The following is an 18,128-nucleotide window of genomic DNA, read 5'->3' as shown; positions in this document are numbered from 1 at the left end:
CTCGGCCAGACATCTTCCGGTAGCCCCGCAACGGGCCAGCCGTACTAAGAGTGTCATAAGGCCTAGGACCAGTTTCGGGCCCCAAATGGTTACTGGCGAGTTCTACGCTCAAGTAACCCAGGATTGGATAACGCGGTCTTCCGAGCGCCCGTGAGCCTTCCGTGACAAATGTCCTGCATGCGAGTGGTTACGGTCGAGTAGCTATAACTCCGCAGATCACAGCAGTATTGTTATCGAATCGTTATGTTCATTTCGCGGCGGTGAAAGCGTCTCGCGGCGGCCAGCCGAACGGCGGCAGATCGGGTCGACGTGTCGACCCGTCGGCTCTCGCGGCGAGGATTAGTTTGCTGTAGTTACCTACTCATCAGTAAGTGCCGTTACTCACTCATCGGCGAGTGTCAGTCCCACTGACCGAAGGCCGGCTTGAGGATGTGGTTGATGTCCACACCGATACCGCCCACCTTGCGAGTGTCGATCTCCACTTGGTGCAGATGCGCCGCCGGATGGACCAGCCCCTTTGGCGATCCCCGGTTGTGCTGCCAGAAGTACGCCTCGAGGCCGTCCTGCACCGCCCACTCGATGGTCTTCGAGTTGGCGTACACGCCGGTGCGCTGATGCCCGATCACCGATTCCCAGCCGCGCAGACAAGGGGCAACCTGCGCCTTGTACTGCTCATAGGTGGGGTCATCGTCGATCGAGGTGTAAATCGGCGCACCGAATGACCCGCCCGCCGCGACGTGCAGCTCCCAACCCCGTTTGGCGTGCAGCACGCAGGATCCCCAGCGGCGCGGCCGTGGCAGTTGGCGAGGCGAGGGCCGACGACAACGCCGTCAGCGCACCACCGATTCCCAGAACTGCCGGCGCTGCGGCGACGCACTTCAGTACGTCAGCCCGAGACACTGACATGAGTCCCAGAGTGGGACAGATGCACCATGCTTCTCATTAACGCCACCGGTCACATCTGTATCAAGAATCCCAGATCTCCCACGCGCGTTCGGGCGCTCGCGGCATGCGGCGAGCATCCGCGCGGCGGCCCGGCGCCCCGGCCCGCCGTCGGCGTCAGGCTTGCTGATCCCGGAAGAATCTCGCCGCCGCCGCAATGGACTCCTCGACCGGCCGCGGCACCCAACCAAGCTCTTGCTCGGCTTTGCGGTGATCCAGCGGTGACATCAGGTCGGCCATCTTCACTCCCGCCCTCGCGAACGGCAGATCGCGCCGCAGCACTCGTGCCGCCAGATCGTTGAGACGCGACGCGGCGAGCAGAACCGCCACCGGCACGCCGATGCGGGGCGCGCGGACACCGACGGCCTCGGCAGCGATCCGATGCACCTCCTTGGTGCTGAGATAGCGGTCGGAGATGATGTAGCGCTCCCCCACCCGGCCGTGTTCGCCCGCCAGGACCATGGCCCGAGCCGCATCCTCGATCCCCACCACCTCCGACGAGAACCCCAAATAGAAGGGGAACCGGCCCGCGGCGACGCGTGCGATCAGGCCGCCGTGCGGCGTGGGCGCCCAATCCCCCGGTCCGTACGTGGTCGAGATGCACATGGCCACCGCTGGCAGGCCCCGCTCCCGCGCGTAGCGCAGGACGAGGTCCTCGGCCGCCACCCGGGCCTCGATGTACGGGCCGCCGTCATCCCAGTTGTGCGGATCCTCCTCCGTCACCGGCGTACCTTCGCTGATCGCCATCGTGCCGGCGGTGCTGGTGAAGACGAACCGCGACAGGCCGGCCTCAACCGCAACGTCGAGCACATGCCGGAGTCCCTCGACGTTGGTGCGGAACAGCGGCGCCGGGTCGCGCAGCCACATCCGGGCGTCGACGACGCAGTAGTACACAACATCGCAGCCGGCCATGGCCGCCCTAAGCGCATCGTCGTCGAAGAGGTCTCCGTAGCAGCGTTCGACCGCGAGGTCATCGATCCCCTTGGTGGAACTCGTCTTTCGCAACATCACGCGAACGTCTTCCCCGTCGGCCACCAGCCGCCGCACGACGTGCGAGCCGACAAAGCCACTGGCGCCGATCACGAGTTTCTTCATCTGTCGCGGCGCGCGTTGTCCAGGCATGGTGAGCGAGCCTAGCTGTGCGACCGCTCAACACCCGTGGAATCCGCAATGCCGCTGCGACGGCGCGCGGGAATTCATAGGATCAGCCATGTCCTCTGGACCCATCGCCGCCCACCGTGCGGCAGTGCGTGCGGCGTCGCCCAGTCCGCAGATCGAACTTGTCGGTGTGCGCAAGGTGTTCCGCGACCGGAGCAGCCGACGCGGCGCGGAGGTCATCGCCGTGGCGGGTGCCGACCTGAGCGTCCACGACGGCGAACTGTTCGCGATCCTCGGCCCGTCGGGTTCGGGCAAGACCACCGTGCTGCGAATGATCGCGGGTTTCGAGGAACCCACCGCGGGCACGATCCGCCTCGGTGGCGCCGACGTCACCGCCCTCCCCGCGCGCCGCCGCGACGTCAACACGGTGTTCCAGGAGTACGCACTGTTCCCCCACATGACCGTCGCCCAGAACGTCGAGTACGGACTGAAGGTCCGCGGCGTGCCGAGGACCGAACGTCGCCGTCGCACCGTGGACGCACTGGACATGGTGCGCCTCACCGACCTCGCACCGCGACACCCGGCCCGGCTCTCAGGCGGCCAACGTCAACGCGTGGCGTTGGCTCGCGCGCTCGTCGGCCGCCCGCGGGTGCTACTGCTGGATGAGCCGCTCGGCGCACTCGATCTCAAGCTTCGCGAACAGATGCAGTTGGAACTCAAGGCGATTCAACGCGACGTCGGCATCACTTTCGTCATCGTGACGCACGATCAGGACGAGGCGCTGACCCTGTGCGACCGGCTCGCCGTCTTCAACGACGGCCACATCGAGCAGATCGGGAGTTCCCGCGAGGTCTACGAGCATCCCGCGAATCGGTTCGTCGCCGACTTCGTCGGCACGTCCAATGTGCTGGACGGGGACGCGGCCCGCACCCTGCTCGGCCGCTCCGGCTCGTTCGCCGTGCGCCCAGAGAGGATCGCCGTCCTGCCACCCGGCGGTATCGGCCCACCCGGCACACGCACGGTGGAAGCCACTGTCGCCGAGGTCATCTACGGCGGGTCGACCACCAGGGTCGCCGCGGTCGCCGCCGCGGGAACGACGCTGACCGCCACCGTGCTCAACGCGGCCGCCACGCTGCCCGACAACCTCGACCACGGCGCACCGGTCACCTTGGCCTGGCCCGAGGACGCCGTACATCACCTCTCCGAGGTGACTCCCGACCACCAACCCGAGGAGCGCCCATGAAGTCACACGCGATCAAGCTCGGCCTGATCATCACCGCATGTGCGGCGCTGATGGTCGGATGCTCCGGAGCGCAGGAGGGCGGCGGTCAGACACCGCCCAAACTCGAGCCACTCAGCGCCCTCGGTGACGGCGAGGGCGAACTGAACCTGGTTACCTGGGCGGGCTATGCCGAGGACGGCTCCAACGATCCCACCGCCAACTGGGTCACCCCCTTCGAGAAGGAGACCGGGTGCCAGGTCAACGTCAAGCTCGGCAACACCTCCGACGAGATGGTTCAGCTGATGAGAACCGGCCAATACGACGGTGTTTCGGCGTCCGGTGACGCCACCCTGCGCTTGATCTACGCGGGGGACGTCGCCCCGGTCAACACCTCCTTGGTGCCCAACTACGAGACCATCACCGGGTTTCTCAAGGACCGGCCATGGAACTCGGTCGACGGCCAGATGTACGGAATCCCGCACGGCTGGGGGGCGAACCTGTTGATGTACAACGTCGACGTCGTGCGCGACGCGCCCAACTCCTGGGCGGCGGTGTTCACCGACGCGGGTAAGTACAAGGGCAAGGTGACTGCCTACGACTCGCCGATCTACATCGCCGACGCCGCGCTGTACCTGTCGAAGACCAAGCCGGAGTTGGGCATCGAGGACCCGTACTCGCTGACCTCCGAGCAACTCGACGCGGCCGTCGAGCTGCTCAAGGCGCAACGGGAGAACGTCAGCGAGTACTGGTCGGATTACACCAAGGAGGTCCAGGCCTTCGAGTCGGGCACGTCGGTGATCGGGACGACCTGGCAGGTGATCGCCAACAGCATCGGCGCGGACAACAGAGTCCAGGTCAACACCGTGCTGCCCAAGGAGGGGTCCACGGGCTGGTCGGACACCTGGATGGTCGCGGCCAAGGCCGCCCACCCCAACTGCATGTACAAGTGGATGAACTGGATCACCTCACCCGAGGTCAACGCCGAGGTCGCCGAGTACTTCGGCGAGGCACCGGCGCAGACGAAGGCCTGTGAGTTCACCACCGACAAGGACTTCTGCGACATCTACCACGCGACTGACGAGAAGTTCGCGTCGCAGATCCACTACTGGACCACACCGCAGAAGAAGTGCGTCAACGGAAAGGGCGACGACTGCACGACCTACGACGAGTGGGTCGACAAGTGGCAGCAGATCAAGGGGTGAGGCCAGCCGGCCCCGACCCGGCGCGTGTGCCGCCCGAGGGGTTCGGGCGGCGGGTCGGGCTGGCCCTACTGCTGATTCCGCCGCTGGGCTGGCTCACTCTCGCGTACCTGGGTTCGCTTGCGGTGCTGTTGGTCTCGGCATTTTGGACCACCGACTCGTTCACCGGGGCGGTCGTGCACACGGTCACCACCGACAACGTTGTGCGCGTGCTCACCGATGACCTGTTCCGCGTTGTCACATTGCGCACCGTCGGCGTTGCGCTGCTGGTGACAGTCATCTGTGCCGTCCTCGCGGTGCCGCTGGCGCTGTACATGGCGAAGGTGGCCTCCCCGCGGCTTCGGTTGCTGCTGGTCGTCGCCGTCACGACACCGCTGTGGGCCAGCTATCTCGTGAAGGCGTACGCGTGGCGAATGATGCTGTCCCCCGAGGGCCCCATGGCGTGGGCCACCGGTCACACACCGGGCTATGGGCTGACCGCCACGGTCATCACGCTGAGCTATCTGTGGCTGCCCTACATGGTGATCCCGGTGTTCGCCGCCTTCGAACGGCTGCCCGACTCGTTGATCGACGCGAGTTCCGATCTCGGCGCCTCTGATTTCTCCACCATGCGAATGGTGATGGCGCCCATCGTGTTCCCCGGTATCGCCGCGGGATCGATCTTCACGTTCTCGCTGTCACTCGGCGACTACATCGCCGTGACGATCGTGGGCGGCAAGACTCAGCTACTGGGCAACGTGATCTACGGACAACTCGTCACCGCCAACAATCAGCCGCTGGCGGCCGCACTGTCGATCATCCCGCTGCTCGCGATCATCGGCTACCTGCTCGCGATGCGACGCACGGGCGCGTTGGAGAACGTCTGATGTTGTCCCGCAACGCACGTCGCAGCCTGCGAGCGTGGAGCGCACTGGTCCTGGTCTTCCTGTACGCGCCGATGATCCTGGTGGTCGTCAACGCGTTCAACTCATCGCGGACCTTCGCGTTTCCGCCCAGCGGCTTCACATTGCAGTGGTGGAGGGCGGCGGGCAACAGCCAGGGAATGTGGACGTCGCTGGCGAACTCGGCAGTCGTCGGCCTCGGCGCCACCGCGATCGCACTGGTGCTCGGCACCATGGCCGCGTTCGCCGTGCAGCGCTACGACTTCTTCGGGCGCACCACGATCAGCTTCCTCGTGGTGCTGCCGATCACGCTGCCCGGCATCGTCACCGGGATCGCGCTGAACGCGACGTTCACCTCCGCGCTCGGACTCACCCTGGGCCTGGCCACCGTGATCATCGGCCACGCGACGTTCTGTATCGTGATCGTGTTCAACAACACCCAGGCTCGCCTGCGCCGGTTGGGCACCCACCTCGAGGACGCCTCGGCCGATCTCGGAGCCTCGACCTGGCAGACTTTCCGGTACGTGACCTTCCCGATGATGCGCGGGTCGCTGGTCGCCGGCGCCATCCTGGCGTTCGCGTTGAGCTTCGACGAGATCGTCGTGACCACGTTCACCGCGGGCCCGTCGGTTCAGACGTTGCCGATCTGGATATTCGGAAACCTGTTCCGCCCCAACCAGGCACCGGTCATCAATGTGGTCGCTGCAGCATTGACCGTCGTGGCCGTCATCCCCGTGTGGCTTGCCCAACGCATTGGCGGCGATCCCGCTGGCACTCGGGTGTGATCGCTCGCGACGCGCGCTGGACACTGTGACCAAGGCAATAGCGCCTCAACTCGCGACGATCTGTCACTTTCAGCGCACAAAACCCTGTGGCGTGGATTATGTCGCTGGCCCAAACACCTGTCACTAGGCCACGATGGGTCAGGTGCGCGCGTGGATCATCTGGCTGACGGGGCTGTTCGCCTACATCGTCGCCGTCCTGGATCGCACCACGCTAGGGGTTTCCGGTCTCGACGCCGCCGAGCGATTCGCCGCCAGCCCCAGCGTGCTGTCGTCGTTCGTGGTGCTGCAGGTCGTGGTCTACGCGTGCGCGCAGGTACCTGCTGGGGTGCTGCTCGACCGGTACGGCTCGCGGGTGCTGATCGCGGCGGGCGCCGGCCTCATGGCCGTCGGCCAGCTCACGCTCGCGCTGTCCGAGTCCCTGCCGCTGGCGATCGGCGCGCGAGCCGTCGTCGGACTGGGTGACGCGCTCACATTCATATCGGTGCTCCGGCTGGTCCCGAACTGGTTCACACCGAAGCAGGTTCCGCTGCTGACACAGCTCACCGGTATCTGTGGCCAGCTCGGGCAGGTGCTGTCCGCGGTTCCCTTCCTCGCCCTGCTGACCGGCACCACCTGGGCGACGGCCTACATCTCGGTCGCCGCGCTGGGCACCCTGGCGATGGTGCTGGCGCTCGCAGTGGTGCGTGACGCACCCGGTGGCCGCGTCGTGGCGCCCGAGGCGATGACGGTCCGCGAGACGCTGTCCAGCGTGAAGACCGTCTGGCTGAGACCCGGTACCCGGCTGGGCTTCTTCACCCACATGGGCACACAGTTCTCCGTGACGGTGTTCGCGCTGATGTGGGGCGTGCCCTATCTGACGGTCGCGCAGGGCCAGTCGGCAGGCGTGGCGGGTGCGCTGCTGACGGTGTCGGTCGTGGCGGCCATCGCCGCGGGCATCGTGATCGGCATAGCCACCGGTCGCATACCGCACCGGCGATCGCGCATCGTCTTGGGCATCATTGCCAGCAACGCGCTGGTCTGGACGGTGGTTCTGGCGCTGCCCGGACGCGCGCCGCTGTGGCTTCTGGTGATCCTGATCGTCGTCATCTCCGTCGGCGGGCCCGGGTCGATGGTGGGCTTCGACTTCGCCCGCACGTTCAATCCGAGCGCCATCCTCGGCACCGCGCAGGGCATGGTCAACATGGGCGGCTTCATCGCCTCCCTGCTGGTGATGCAGGCGATGGGAGCCATCCTCGAAGCGAGCGGCGGGTACTCATTCGAGTCGTTCCGGATCGCCTGGACCGCCCAGTACGTCATCTGGATCTTGACCGTCATTGGCATCCTCATCACGCGGCGCAAGACCCGGCGGTTGATGCGGGCCGAGGAGGAGCGCGCTCTGTTGGAGACTTTCGACGCGGGCGCGGTAGAACGCTGAGACGTCTGTACGTCGTGATCTAGTGGTTCTCCGCGCCGCTCGCGGCGAGATCCCGCGCCATGTGTCGATGACCCAGCACCTCGAACCCTACGACGGTGACCACGGGCGCCAGCGTGACGACCAGCAGGCACGCCGTCATCGGCACACCGACGATCGCCGCGGCGACTGCGGACACCAGAACGGCGGCCGTCAGGAGCGCCAGAAGAATGTGGAACACGTCCCACGCCTTCACCATCAGGCCGTAGAGCGCGAAGACCAGGCCGACGTAGGCCGCCACGGGTACGGCAACCGCCAGCACCGTCCCCACCGAACCGAGCGCGGAATGCCCCTCCACGTAGTAGGCCGCGGTGTGCAGACCCGCACCGGTGCCGACGATCGCGCCGTACACCGCGATGTGCAGGTAGCCGAACGCGAAGGACCGCTCACGGTGTGCGTGCAGAAGCTCGGCACCCGGCAGCGCGAAGTAGATCCACCACATCCCGAACGTCAGCCCGGTGCCTGCGATCACGAGAATGACCGCGTCCGGCGTCCAACCATGGTCCTCCACGACGGCGGTCAGCGAGGCCACGGTGCCGACCACGCCCTCACCGAGCGCGATGATGGCCAGCAGCCCGTAGCGTTCGGCGATGTGATGGGCATGCCACGGCGTGCCGCCCATGCGGGTCTCGGCGAGCCACGGCCCGAGCATCTCGGCGACTCCCAGGATCGCGAACATGGCCAACCCGACCGGGACCGACACCGGGAGGAATATCGACGCGATCCAGCCGATCTGGACGATGACGATGGCACCCGCGTAGGTGAGGCAGGCCGACCGGCAATCCGGGTTCTGCCGGGCGGCACGTAACCACTGCGCCACCAACGCGATTCGCATCACCACGTAACCGGCGACCAGCAGCTCGTTGCGCAGGTGTCCGCCGTGCTCGATGGAGGCGAAGAACGGCTGTATGCCCAGCGCCAGGATGAGCACGCCAACCATCTGCACCATCGTCAGTACGCGATAGATCCAGTCGTCGGTGTCATACGCCGAGGCGAACCAGGTGAAGTTGATCCAGGCCCAGCACGTCGCGAACGTCGCGAAGAGGAATCCCGTCAGCCCCACCCCGACGTGGCCCGCGGCAAGGGCGTGTGCGAACTGCGATGCCGCGACACCGAACGCGATCACGAACGTCAGGTCGAAGAGCAGCTCCAGGGGTGTCGCGACCCGGTGCGGTTGGTGTGGATCGCGTCCCACCATCCTGCGCAGGTGGTGCGCGCGCACGCCTGCAGGCGGCTCCGCCGGTGACTCACTCATTGGGCGCCCCACCCTCTCGACATCGCACTTCGGCCGGTCGACCGTACCGGGTCGGCTCTCCGCCCTCGATGGGACGCTAGCGTGGGTGCATGCGCGCGACAACCGGGCCGATGGCGGTGGGCGTCGTATTGGCCGCAGGCATGGGCACCAGGGTCGGGGCGGACGGCAACAAGGCCTATCTGCCGTTGGCGGGCCGCAGCATGGTGTCGTGGTCGGTGCGCGCCGTCGCCAAGACTCCGGACATCGACCGCACAGTGCTCGTCTTTCGACGCGGGGAACGAGCGACCGCGCAACGCCTGCTGTCGGACGAAGTCGACTCGGCCACGGTGGAACTCGTCGAGGGCGGCGACACTCGGCACGGCTCAGAGTTCAACGTGTTACGCCACCTGGCCGACGATATCGAGTCCGGCGCCGTGGACGTCGTGCTGATCCACGACGCCGCACGCCCACTGGCCGGGACCGACCTGATGCGCACCGCGGTCGCGACGGCACGCGAGTTCGGCGGCGCCATACCGGGTCTGTCCCCAGGCGATGTGCTCCGCGAGGCGCCCGACGGGTCGCTGGCCCCTGTCGGCGGCACGCTCGTGCGGGTGCAGACACCGCAGGCGTTTCGCGCGGCACCGCTCCTGGCGGCCTACCGCGCGGCGGATGCCGAGGGTTTCGACGGCACCGACACCTCGGCGTGCGTCCAGCGTTTCAGCGACGTCGACGTGCACGTGTTCGACGGGGCGGCGACCAACTTCAAGGTGACGTTCCCGCATGACATCGAGGTGGCGGCCCGACTGCTGCGCGAGCGGTTCAGTGGGGACGGCGCGCCTCGATGATGGCGCCGATCAGCGCTGCGTCGGCTGGCAGGTCGGCAGCCACCGCATCGGGATCACCCGCCACGGTCGCCACGCCGTGCCCAAGGTCGTCACCGTCGTCGATCAACCTGGCCAGGGTGTCGGCCCGGTAGCCGCGCGGGTACTGCACGGTCCGCAGCCAGAGCCGGTCGACCGTCGCGATCACCGATCCCCCGTCATCGACCTGCTTGACGGTGTCGGTGATCGGCAACACCGGCACCACCACCGGATGACCGGCTACCAGAGCGCCCAGCACCCGATCGGTAACGGCCGTCGACGTCAGCGGCCAGCGGTGATCGTGAACGAGCACGTGCTGTGGCGAATTAACTTCCTGCCCAAGATATTCCAGTCCCGCGGAGAGGCACTGGCCGCGCGATCCGGGTTCCGCGCTGACCACCACCGCCACGTCGGCGAGCCCGGCCAACTCCAGTGCCGATCGGACGTCCGCCGCGGTCATCGCGATCGTCGCCACGACGACGCGCGCGGCGGGCACCCGACCGGGTCCCAGCAGCGACCGGATCACCCACACCAGGGCGGCCTCTCCCGCCACCGGTGCAAGCGCTGCATGCGGTGTCACGGTCGTATCGACGGACACGATCGCGCAGGGTTCGCTCGCTGAGGATGCCATCGGTCAGCACGCTATCGGACGGCGATGGGACGTCAGCGGAACCGACGCAGGTACGCCGCCCAGTTCCAGGTCTCGAGGAACCGTTCGGCGGCTGAGTAGCCGCGCTGGTACAGCGCCTCGACCTGATCGTCGTCGATGTCGAAGTCGAGGAAGCCGACGTCGGTCGAGTCCACCCGGATCGCGCGGGCGCTGACCCACGGCTGGTTCAGGTAGGCCTGGTCGCGTCCGACCAGAACGGTCGTCATGACGTCCTCCAGCAGGTGTGGCGGTCCGAAGTGCCGCAGCGCTGCCAGCGCGGGGATCACGCTGTCGTTGCCGTCGGGCAGGTTCGGCAGCACCGTGATCCCGAAGCTGGGCCAGCGCGGCTTCTGATTGTCGGTGCGGTCGAGGCTGTCGACCGGGAAGTTGGACAACAACCCCCCGTCGACGAGCGTCGAGGTCAGACCCTCGGCGCTGGTCAGACTGACGGGGCGGAAGAAGAAGGGGATCGACATCGACGCCCGCACGGCGTCGGCGACGGACTGGTCGTCGGGGTCCAGTCCGTAGACCCTGCGGTAGTCCCACGGCAGCCGCACCAGTTGACCTGTGGTCGTGTCGGCGACGGTGACCACCAGGCAGTACCGCTGCTCGACGGGTAGCTCGTCATCGTCGATGGCCAGATCCCCGAAGGTGTGCACGCCGAGGTCGGCGAGTTGACTGCGCACCCAGTCCCGGGCGTAGTCGCCCTTGTAGATTCCGGTCCCCCGAAGCAGGGCGAGCGAGGGGCCGACGAACGGCACACGCTCCACGGGTCCCGGATCGAGGAACTTGGAGTAATCCAGTTGCAGGGCAAGGTCCTTGACCTGCGCACTCGTCATCTTGCCGATCTGGGCCGCTGCCACCACCGCGCCGACGATCGAGCCCGCCGAGGTGCCCGACACCCGGCGCGGACGGTATCCGGCGTCCATCAGTGCGACGACGGCGCCGACCAGGCCAACCCCCTTGACGCCGCCGCCGGACAGGACGAGGTCGACCGGTCGGGTTCGTGCCATGGCCCGAGGCTAGTGCGCGATGACCGCGATTCGCCTAAACCGGGTCGAAGGTCGAGATGAGCCACCTGCCGTCCACCTTGGTCAGCCCAACCTTCACGCTGCTCGCGGCGAACGCTCCGTCCGGGTTCTCCTTGCTGGTGGTGTTCTGGTTGATGAACAACAGCACCTCCGCCGAATCCGGCTGCAACTTCGATACCGCCGCGGCGTCCTTGTCGGACGAACGGGCGATCTGCGCGGTTGTCTTGACGTTCTTCTGCTTGGCCGCCGGCGTCACGATGTCGTTGGTGAACTGCGTGTAGTAGTTCAGGAAGTCACCGGTCAGGTACGACTTGGCGTTGGCGAAGTCCTTGTCCAGGCTCTCCGGCGAGTACGACAACAACGCGACAGTTCCGTCGGAGGCCGCCTTCAACACGTCCGCGGCCACCCGGTCGTTGGTCTGCGAATCCGGGCGCTGTTCGTAGAAGTAGATCCACGATGCGAACGCCGCCGAGGCCACCAACAGGACGCCCAGCACGGCCGACACGAGGACCCGCTTGTACATGCTTAGTGTGCGCGCCTCCGATTCCTCTGCGGCGGTGTCGCTCTCGGTGTCACCCACGAGGCCACCCTCGCCTGCGGCGCTCTCGTCGAGTTCGACGGCGGTGGGCTCGATCTCGGCGGGTTCGACGTCACCCGATTCGGCGGCAGGCTCCAACTTGTCATTGGTCATGGCACGAACTCGACTTTCGCCAGCTTGATCTGATCGCCTTCACGGGCCACGTCCACCGCCAGCCGCCAGGAGCGGGGCTCCTGCGTTTGGCTCTGCACGTTGGAGACCCGGGTGGTGACGGCGAGCAACACCCTGGCGGTGTCCTGCGTCATCGACTGGACCGCAACAGCATTGACGGTGGCCTCGGTGACGACCTTCGACTCCTGGGCAACCTGGGCGAAGTCCTCCGCCTGCGACTCGAAGTCCTTCCGGAAGTCACCCGTGGTGTTCTCGAGGATGCGTTTCACATCGTCCTCTGCACGGTTGAAGTCCAACGACATCAACGTCACGACACCCTGGCGCGCGCCCGCGGCGAACTCCGCCGAGCGCTGTTGTTCGGCGAGGTTCTGCCGGTGTTGCCACATCATGTAACCGCCGGCCCCGAGGAATCCCAGGGTCAGCAGCACCACCAGGATTGCGCCCAGCACGGCGAGCGACACCCGCGGCAGCCTCAACCGTCGGCGACGCTCGGGCTCGGCGGTGTCCTCAGCGACAGCGTCCTCGACAACTGGGCCCTCGCCTACGACGTCGTCGCAATCTGGGACGTCGACGACATCATCGGTGTCGTCGAGGGTGTCCGCGGGGGTGTCGGCGGCGGCGGCCGCTGCGGCCTCGCGACGTAGCCGAAGGGCGCGAGCCCGGGCCGCGGCGGCGGCCGCGAGTGCCTCCGCCTCGGCAGCCTCGGCTTCGGCCTCTTCGGCGAGCGCTAGTGCGTCATCGGGACCAACGGAATCGGCCGAGCCAGCACCGTCGTCACCGTTGTCACCGTTGAGGACCGACGGGGTGCGATCGCTTGGCGGCATGCGGGCCTCCTGTTCCTGCGTCGAGCGTGCGCGAGCTGAGAATGACATGTTCAATTTTGAAGATTTTCACGACGGTACCCGTTCCGGCCACTGCCTGCGGAAATGGTTTCCGCACCATGGGACGCTCAACGAAGACTGTCCTTGACGACCTTGCCGGAGGCGTTGGTGGGCAGTTCGTCGAGGAACGATACATAGCGCGGGACCTTGTATCCGGCCATTCGCTGCCGACTCCACGCAATCAGCTCATCGGCAGGCAACTCCCCGGCGTCGGCACGCAGCACCACGAAGGCCTTGCCAACCTGTCCCATCCGGTCATCGGGCACGCCGATCACCGCGACCTGAGCGATCACCGGGTGTTCGAGGAGGAATCCCTCGATCTCGGCGGGATAGGCGTTGAAACCGCCCACGATGTACATGTCCTTCTTACGACCGACGATTCGCAGCCGGCCGCCATCGGTGAACTCGCCGAGGTCGCCTGTGTGCAGCCACCCCTGCGAATCGATCGCCTCGTCCGTGGCGGCCTTGTCGTCGAGGTAGCCCTGCATGACGCTATAGCCGCGGACCAGCACCTCACCGTCCTCGGCGATGTCGACCTCGATGCCGTCGCACGGCGTGCCCACCGTGGTCGCGACGTCCTCGAACGAGTCGTCGGGCCGGGACAGCGTCGCCGTGCCACATTCCGTGAGCCCGTAGCCGGTCGCGAGCGTCTGGAACGGCAGCTCCTCGTGCACCCGCCGGATCAGTTCGACGGGGATGTCCGCCGAGCCGGTGACGCCGGCGCGCAGCGTCGCCAACTTGGTCTTGTCCTTCACCGCCAACAGCGAGTGATACAGAGTGGGCGGGCCGGGCAGCATCGTGATGCGCTCGGCGGCAATGAGTTCCACCACCTCATCGACGTTGAACACCGGAACGGGGAGGATCGTCGCGCCACGGATCAGCGACGATATGCACCCGGCCTTGTAGCCGAAGGTGTGGAAGAACGGGTTAACGATGAGGTACCGGTCCCCCTCGCGAAGATCGGCGAGGTTGCACCACTCCTCATACATTCGCAGCGTCTGGCGGTGGTTCATCATGACGCCCTTGGGCCGCCCCGTGGTGCCTGAGGTGTAGATGATGTCGGCGACGTCGTCACCGTCGACCTCGCGCTCCAACAGCGCACCGCTGGCCAGGAAGTCGGACTTGAGGTCGATCGTCGGCACGTCCAGACCGACGCCGTAATCCTGTCCCAGGAAGCCCTTCTCGACCATGACCGCCTTGGCGCCGCTGCGTGACACCACGTCGGCGGCCTCCTCGGCCTTGAACCGGGTGTTGACCGGGACCAGCACTCCGCCGGCGGTCACCAGCCCGAGGGCCGCGATGATCCACTCGGCGGAGTTGGGCGCCCACACCGCGACTCGGTCACCCTTGTCGATACCCACCTCGGCGAACGCCCCCGCGGTGCGCCGAATCCGTTCGGCGAGTTCGATGTAGGTGAGACGCAGCGGACCGTCGACGATCGCCTCGGCGTCGCCGAATCGGTCCGCTGAACTCAGGACCATCTCCGGGATGGTCCTCCAGTGCCCTTTCTGGGTCACACCGTGACGAGACGACCGAGGTTGCCGCCCATGATCTTCGCCTGATCCTGCATGGAGAGGTGTTCGAGCGCGGTGATGTAGTGCGTCGGCTCCGCCAGGCCCTCCGGGTGCGGCCAGTCTGAGCCATAGAGCACCTGGTCCACGCCGATCAGGTTGATCAGATCGTCGATGCCCTCCTCGTAGAAGGGGCTGACGAAGATCCGGTTCTTGATCTCCTCCATGGGGTTGCCCGCGAAGGCCTCGGGCGCCTTCTTGTACACCTCAGCCATGGAGTCCAGAAGCGGGAACATCCACTTCGACCCCGCCTCGACAATGCCCACCTTCAGCGTCGGGAACCGGAACAGCGCACCGTGAATCACCCAGGAGGCCACCGCATCCTGGATCGGGCGCCACTCGTTGAGAATGCCCATCGCGTTGGTCTGGAACGGCAGCATCTCCTGGGCTCCACCGTCCCACTCGGAGGTGTAGCGCGAATAGCCACTGTCGCTGGAGTGCATACCGACGAAAATGTCGTACTCGACGCACTTCTGCCAGAACGGGTCGAACTCGGGTAGCGCGAACGACCGCGGACCGCGGAAACCGGGTACCGGCGCCGGGCGGATCAGAATCGCTCGGGCGCCGCGCTTGACCGCCCACTCCAGTTCCTCGATCGCCTTCTCGACGATGGGAAGGGTGATCACCGGGGTCGTGAAGATGCGGTTCTTGTAGTTGAATCCCCAGACTTCGTGCAGCCACTCGTTCAGCGCATGCACGATGACGTGGATGGCGACCGGGTCATCACTCAGCCGCTCCTCGATCAGGCTGGCCAGCGTCGGGAACATCAGAGTGCGGTCGAGGCCCAGCTCGTCCATCTTCTCCAGCCGCGGACCGGGCTCGAAGAACGCCGGGATGGCCTTCATCGGCTCACCGAACAGCTCGCGCTTGCTCTTGCCGTCGGGGTTGCCGAACTTGAAGTACTCCTCCCATGCGCCTGGCTTGGCGACCACGGAGAAGGTGGGGTTCGGGATGTAGTTACTGATCTGCCCGCGCAGCGCGATCTTGGTGCGACCGTTGATCTCGACGTACTGGACGACGTCCTTGTACTCCTTGGGCAGGAACTTGGTCAGCGCCTCCGGCGGCTCGTACAGATGGTTGTCGGCGTCGAACAACGGGAACGGGATGTCGACCCGGTGTGAAAGCTGCCCCATGAAACACTCCTTTTCCTCTTGAGAGAATCCTATTCTCATCTACGTCAGGTGGCAATGCCCACCGGGCCTACCGCCGGGCGTTCGGGCGAACTAGGTCGCGATGTTCTGGCGGACCCGAAACTTCTGAACCTTGCCGCTCGCGGTGCGCGGGAAGTCGTCGGCCTGATGGAGTTCCTCCGGCCACTTCTGCCGAGCCACGCCGGCCGCCGCGAAGTGCGCGCGCACGTCGTCGAGCGTGGGCATCGACACGCCCGCCCGGAGCCGCAGGACCGCCGCGGCGCGCTCCCCAAGTCTCGCGTCCGGCGCCGCCACGACCACCGCCTCGATCACCTCCGGCATGGCCAACAGCACCTCCTCCACCTCGAGTGCGCTGATGTTCTCGCCGCCGCGGATGATGACGTCGGCCTTGCGATCGGTGATGGTCAGGTACCCGTCGGCATCGAGAACGCCGACGTCACCGGTGTGATACCAGCCGTCCTCGTCGAAGCACACGGCAGTCAGCTGCGGGTCGGTGTAGCCCAGACACAGGTCGGGTCCGCGGCTGAGGATCTCACCCTCGTCGGTCAACCGGATCTCGACACCGGGACGCGGGTCGCCGTCGGTGAACAGCCGCTTGTCCTCCGGCGCACTCGGCCGGGACCCCGTGATCGACGGGTGCTCTGTACTGCCGTAGGAACGGAACACCAGCACCCCGCGATCCGCCAGTCGCCTGGTGACGGCCGCGGGCACGGTCGATCCACCCAAACCAGCGGTCGTGATGAGCTTCATGTGCTCGGCGGTGAAGTCCGGATGGTCCATCAGGCTGGTGAGGAAGTACGGCGGACCACCGCCGATGGACAGCCCGTCGGACTCCATGAGAGCCAGCACCCTGCCCGGATCCCACACGTCGCACAGGTCGATGGGCGCACCCTCGAGTATCGGGATCAGGAACGCGCCCACCATCCCGATGAAGTGGCCGACGGGCGTGGCGGTCAGCTGCCTTCCCCGATCGGACGGGTAGTTGTCCAACAACTGCCGCGTCTCGAAGTTCAGCGTCTGATGGCTGTGGATCACACCCTTCGGATCGCGCGTGGTCCCCGAGGTGAACGCGATCAGCGCCGGGCTGGCGGGATCGGCGGGGATGACCCCCGCCATCGGCTCGTCGGCGAGCAGATCGTCGAAGTCATAGACCGCCGTGTCATGTTCCTCCGCGTCACGGCGCTCGGCACCGACCAGCGCCACGATCGGCACGTCAGCGCAGATGTCGCGATGCAATGTCATCCGGCCGAACGACTCGGTCGTGATGAACACCTTCGGCTTCGCGGTCGCGATGATGTGGGCCAGTTCCTTGCGCCCGTAGAAGTGCACGATCGGCACGATGACGGCACCCAGGAACGCCGCGGCCCAGAAGGTGACCGCGGCCTCCCTCCAGTTGGGCAGCTGCATCGCCACGACGTCACCCGGCTCGACGTCCCGCCCGCGGAGACCGGCCGCCAGCCTGCGGGCCTGGTCCTCCACCTCGGCGAACGTACCGACATACGGCTCGAACTCGGAGTGCACCACAAAGCTCTGATCCGGAACCTTCGCCAGGCCGCGGGCCAGAACGTCACCGAGGGTTTCCGACGTCCACCAGCCCTGCGCCTCGTAGTGTTTGACCAGCGCCTCGGGGATCTTTCGCATGGGTTCTACCGCACCTCTGCAGGGCCGTTTGGGTGACAGGGAGATGTTATTCTCCGCATTTGAGAATGCCAATACCGTATACGGAGAATCAATTGGACGACAGTCGCATGGTCGAGCTCGAGTTGGATGACGGGCTGGCCGTCATCACCATCGACCGACCGCACGCGCGCAATGCCATTTCGCTGTCCACGATGGACCGCCTCGCGCATGCCCTCGACGGCGCCGAGGGCGCGCGAGCGCTGGTCATCACCGGCGCGGGCGACAAGGCGTTCGTCTCCGGGGGCGACCTCAAGGAACTGAGCGCCATCCGCACCGAGGCCGACGCGGCCGCGATGGCACGCAAGATGCGAACGGTGTGCGACCGAATCGCGGCATTCCCCGGGCCCGTGCTGGCCGCACTGAACGGCCACGCCCTCGGCGGCGGCGCCGAGGTGGCGGTGTCGGCCGATATCAGGATCGCCGCTGATGACATCAGGATCGGCTTCAATCAGGTGGCGCTGGAGATCATGCCCGCCTGGGGTGGCGCCGAACGACTGGCCGCTCTGGTCGGCAGGAGCCAGGCGCTGCTGCTGGCGGGCACCGGTGAGATCCTCGATGCTGCCGCGGCCGAACGCGTCGGCCTGGTGCAGCGTGTCGTGCCGCGCGCCTCGTTTGAGGACGAATGGCGCTCGGTCGCACGCAAACTCGCCAATCGTCCCGCCGGCGAGGTCAAGCGAGTCATCAACGGAACCACACCCGAGGAGGCCATCGCGGCCTTCGCGCGGTTGTGGGTCGCCGACGCGCACTGGGTCGCTGCCGAGGCGGTGATGAAACGCGCCAGGTGA

At 66.5% G+C, this 18,128-nt stretch carries 16 protein-coding genes and 1 pseudogene; 7 read left to right on the top strand and 10 right to left on the bottom strand.

What is annotated here, in order from left to right; all coding sequences use genetic code 11:
• Positions 1 to 398 precede the first annotated feature (398 nt).
• Positions 399 to 770 (bottom strand): annotated as a pseudogene (locus tag ACZY0X_RS30345) (DUF1906 domain-containing protein); the annotation flags it as partial.
• Positions 771 to 1,059: 289 nt separating this feature from the next.
• Positions 1,060 to 2,064 carry an NAD-dependent epimerase/dehydratase family protein gene (locus tag ACZY0X_RS30340; protein ID WP_463775694.1) on the bottom strand — a complete coding sequence of 335 codons (1,005 nt, stop codon included), beginning with the start codon at positions 2,062 to 2,064 and terminating at the stop codon, positions 1,060 to 1,062.
• 88 nt (positions 2,065 to 2,152) lie between these two features.
• On the opposite strand from ACZY0X_RS30340, the gene ACZY0X_RS30335 reads away from it, so the two are divergent.
• The 5 genes from ACZY0X_RS30335 (at position 2,153) to ACZY0X_RS30315 (ending at position 7,541) form a co-directional block, all read left to right on the top strand.
• Positions 2,153 to 3,283, top strand: coding sequence for an ABC transporter ATP-binding protein (locus ACZY0X_RS30335; protein ID WP_463775693.1), 1,131 nt, complete (start codon positions 2,153 to 2,155; stop codon positions 3,281 to 3,283).
• Positions 3,280 to 4,464, top strand: coding sequence for an ABC transporter substrate-binding protein (locus ACZY0X_RS30330; protein WP_463775691.1), 1,185 nt, complete (start codon positions 3,280 to 3,282; stop codon positions 4,462 to 4,464). Before ACZY0X_RS30335 ends, ACZY0X_RS30330 begins: the two co-directional genes overlap by 4 nt.
• Positions 4,461 to 5,327 (top strand): ABC transporter permease, encoded by an 867-nt coding sequence (locus ACZY0X_RS30325; RefSeq protein ID WP_463775690.1) that lies wholly within the window; start codon positions 4,461 to 4,463, stop codon positions 5,325 to 5,327. Before ACZY0X_RS30330 ends, ACZY0X_RS30325 begins: the two co-directional genes overlap by 4 nt.
• On the top strand, positions 5,327 to 6,127 hold the full coding sequence (locus ACZY0X_RS30320) for an ABC transporter permease (protein WP_463775688.1): 801 nt from the start codon (positions 5,327 to 5,329) through the stop codon (positions 6,125 to 6,127). The genes ACZY0X_RS30325 and ACZY0X_RS30320 overlap by 1 nt, the downstream gene beginning before the upstream one ends.
• Positions 6,128 to 6,269: 142 nt before the next feature.
• Positions 6,270 to 7,541 (top strand): MFS transporter, encoded by a 1,272-nt coding sequence (locus ACZY0X_RS30315; RefSeq protein WP_463775687.1) that lies wholly within the window; start codon positions 6,270 to 6,272, stop codon positions 7,539 to 7,541.
• A gap of 19 nt (positions 7,542 to 7,560) precedes the next feature.
• Here the strand turns inward: ACZY0X_RS30315 and ACZY0X_RS30310 are convergent, their stop codons facing one another.
• Entirely contained in the window at positions 7,561 to 8,832 is a 1,272-nt protein-coding gene (locus ACZY0X_RS30310; protein ID WP_463775685.1) for a low temperature requirement protein A, read from the bottom strand.
• A gap of 89 nt (positions 8,833 to 8,921) precedes the next feature.
• On the opposite strand from ACZY0X_RS30310, the gene ACZY0X_RS30305 reads away from it, so the two are divergent.
• Positions 8,922 to 9,656: an IspD/TarI family cytidylyltransferase gene (locus ACZY0X_RS30305; RefSeq protein ID WP_463775684.1), complete on the top strand. Its 735-nt coding sequence runs from the start codon at positions 8,922 to 8,924 to the stop codon at positions 9,654 to 9,656.
• Here the strand turns inward: ACZY0X_RS30305 and ACZY0X_RS30300 are convergent.
• The 7 genes from ACZY0X_RS30300 to ACZY0X_RS30270 all read right to left on the bottom strand — a co-directional run bounded on the left by ACZY0X_RS30300 (position 9,631) and on the right by ACZY0X_RS30270 (position 17,304).
• Positions 9,631 to 10,302 (bottom strand): IspD/TarI family cytidylyltransferase, encoded by a 672-nt coding sequence (locus ACZY0X_RS30300; protein ID WP_463775682.1) that lies wholly within the window; start codon positions 10,300 to 10,302, stop codon positions 9,631 to 9,633. The two genes, ACZY0X_RS30305 and ACZY0X_RS30300, sit on opposite strands and share 26 nt — an antisense overlap.
• Before the next feature lie 32 nt (positions 10,303 to 10,334).
• On the bottom strand, positions 10,335 to 11,333 hold the full coding sequence (locus ACZY0X_RS30295; protein ID WP_463775680.1) for a patatin-like phospholipase family protein: 999 nt from the start codon (positions 11,331 to 11,333) through the stop codon (positions 10,335 to 10,337).
• A gap of 34 nt (positions 11,334 to 11,367) precedes the next feature.
• Entirely contained in the window at positions 11,368 to 12,042 is a 675-nt protein-coding gene (locus ACZY0X_RS30290; protein WP_463775678.1) for a hypothetical protein, read from the bottom strand.
• Positions 12,039 to 12,884, bottom strand: coding sequence for a hypothetical protein (locus ACZY0X_RS30285; RefSeq protein WP_463775677.1), 846 nt, complete (start codon positions 12,882 to 12,884; stop codon positions 12,039 to 12,041). Before ACZY0X_RS30285 ends, ACZY0X_RS30290 begins: the two co-directional genes overlap by 4 nt.
• Before the next feature lie 125 nt (positions 12,885 to 13,009).
• On the bottom strand, positions 13,010 to 14,458 hold the full coding sequence (locus tag ACZY0X_RS30280) for a FadD3 family acyl-CoA ligase (protein ID WP_463775675.1): 1,449 nt from the start codon (positions 14,456 to 14,458) through the stop codon (positions 13,010 to 13,012).
• Positions 14,455 to 15,645, bottom strand: coding sequence for an amidohydrolase family protein (locus tag ACZY0X_RS30275; protein ID WP_463775674.1), 1,191 nt, complete (start codon positions 15,643 to 15,645; stop codon positions 14,455 to 14,457). The genes ACZY0X_RS30280 and ACZY0X_RS30275 overlap by 4 nt, the downstream gene beginning before the upstream one ends.
• A gap of 90 nt (positions 15,646 to 15,735) precedes the next feature.
• Complete coding sequence (locus ACZY0X_RS30270; RefSeq protein ID WP_463775673.1) at positions 15,736 to 17,304, bottom strand: AMP-binding protein; 1,569 nt, start codon at positions 17,302 to 17,304, stop codon at positions 15,736 to 15,738.
• A 107-nt stretch (positions 17,305 to 17,411) separates the two neighbouring features.
• Between ACZY0X_RS30270 and ACZY0X_RS30265 the strand changes: the two genes are divergently transcribed.
• Positions 17,412 to 18,128 (top strand): enoyl-CoA hydratase/isomerase family protein, encoded by a 717-nt coding sequence (locus ACZY0X_RS30265; RefSeq protein ID WP_463775722.1) that lies wholly within the window; start codon positions 17,412 to 17,414, stop codon positions 18,126 to 18,128.

The sequence above is a fragment of the Mycobacterium sp. IDUB_39 genome (assembly GCF_055419205.1).
The sequence above is the reverse complement of the archived record's forward strand: the minus strand, read 5'-3'. Positions and strand labels throughout refer to the sequence as shown.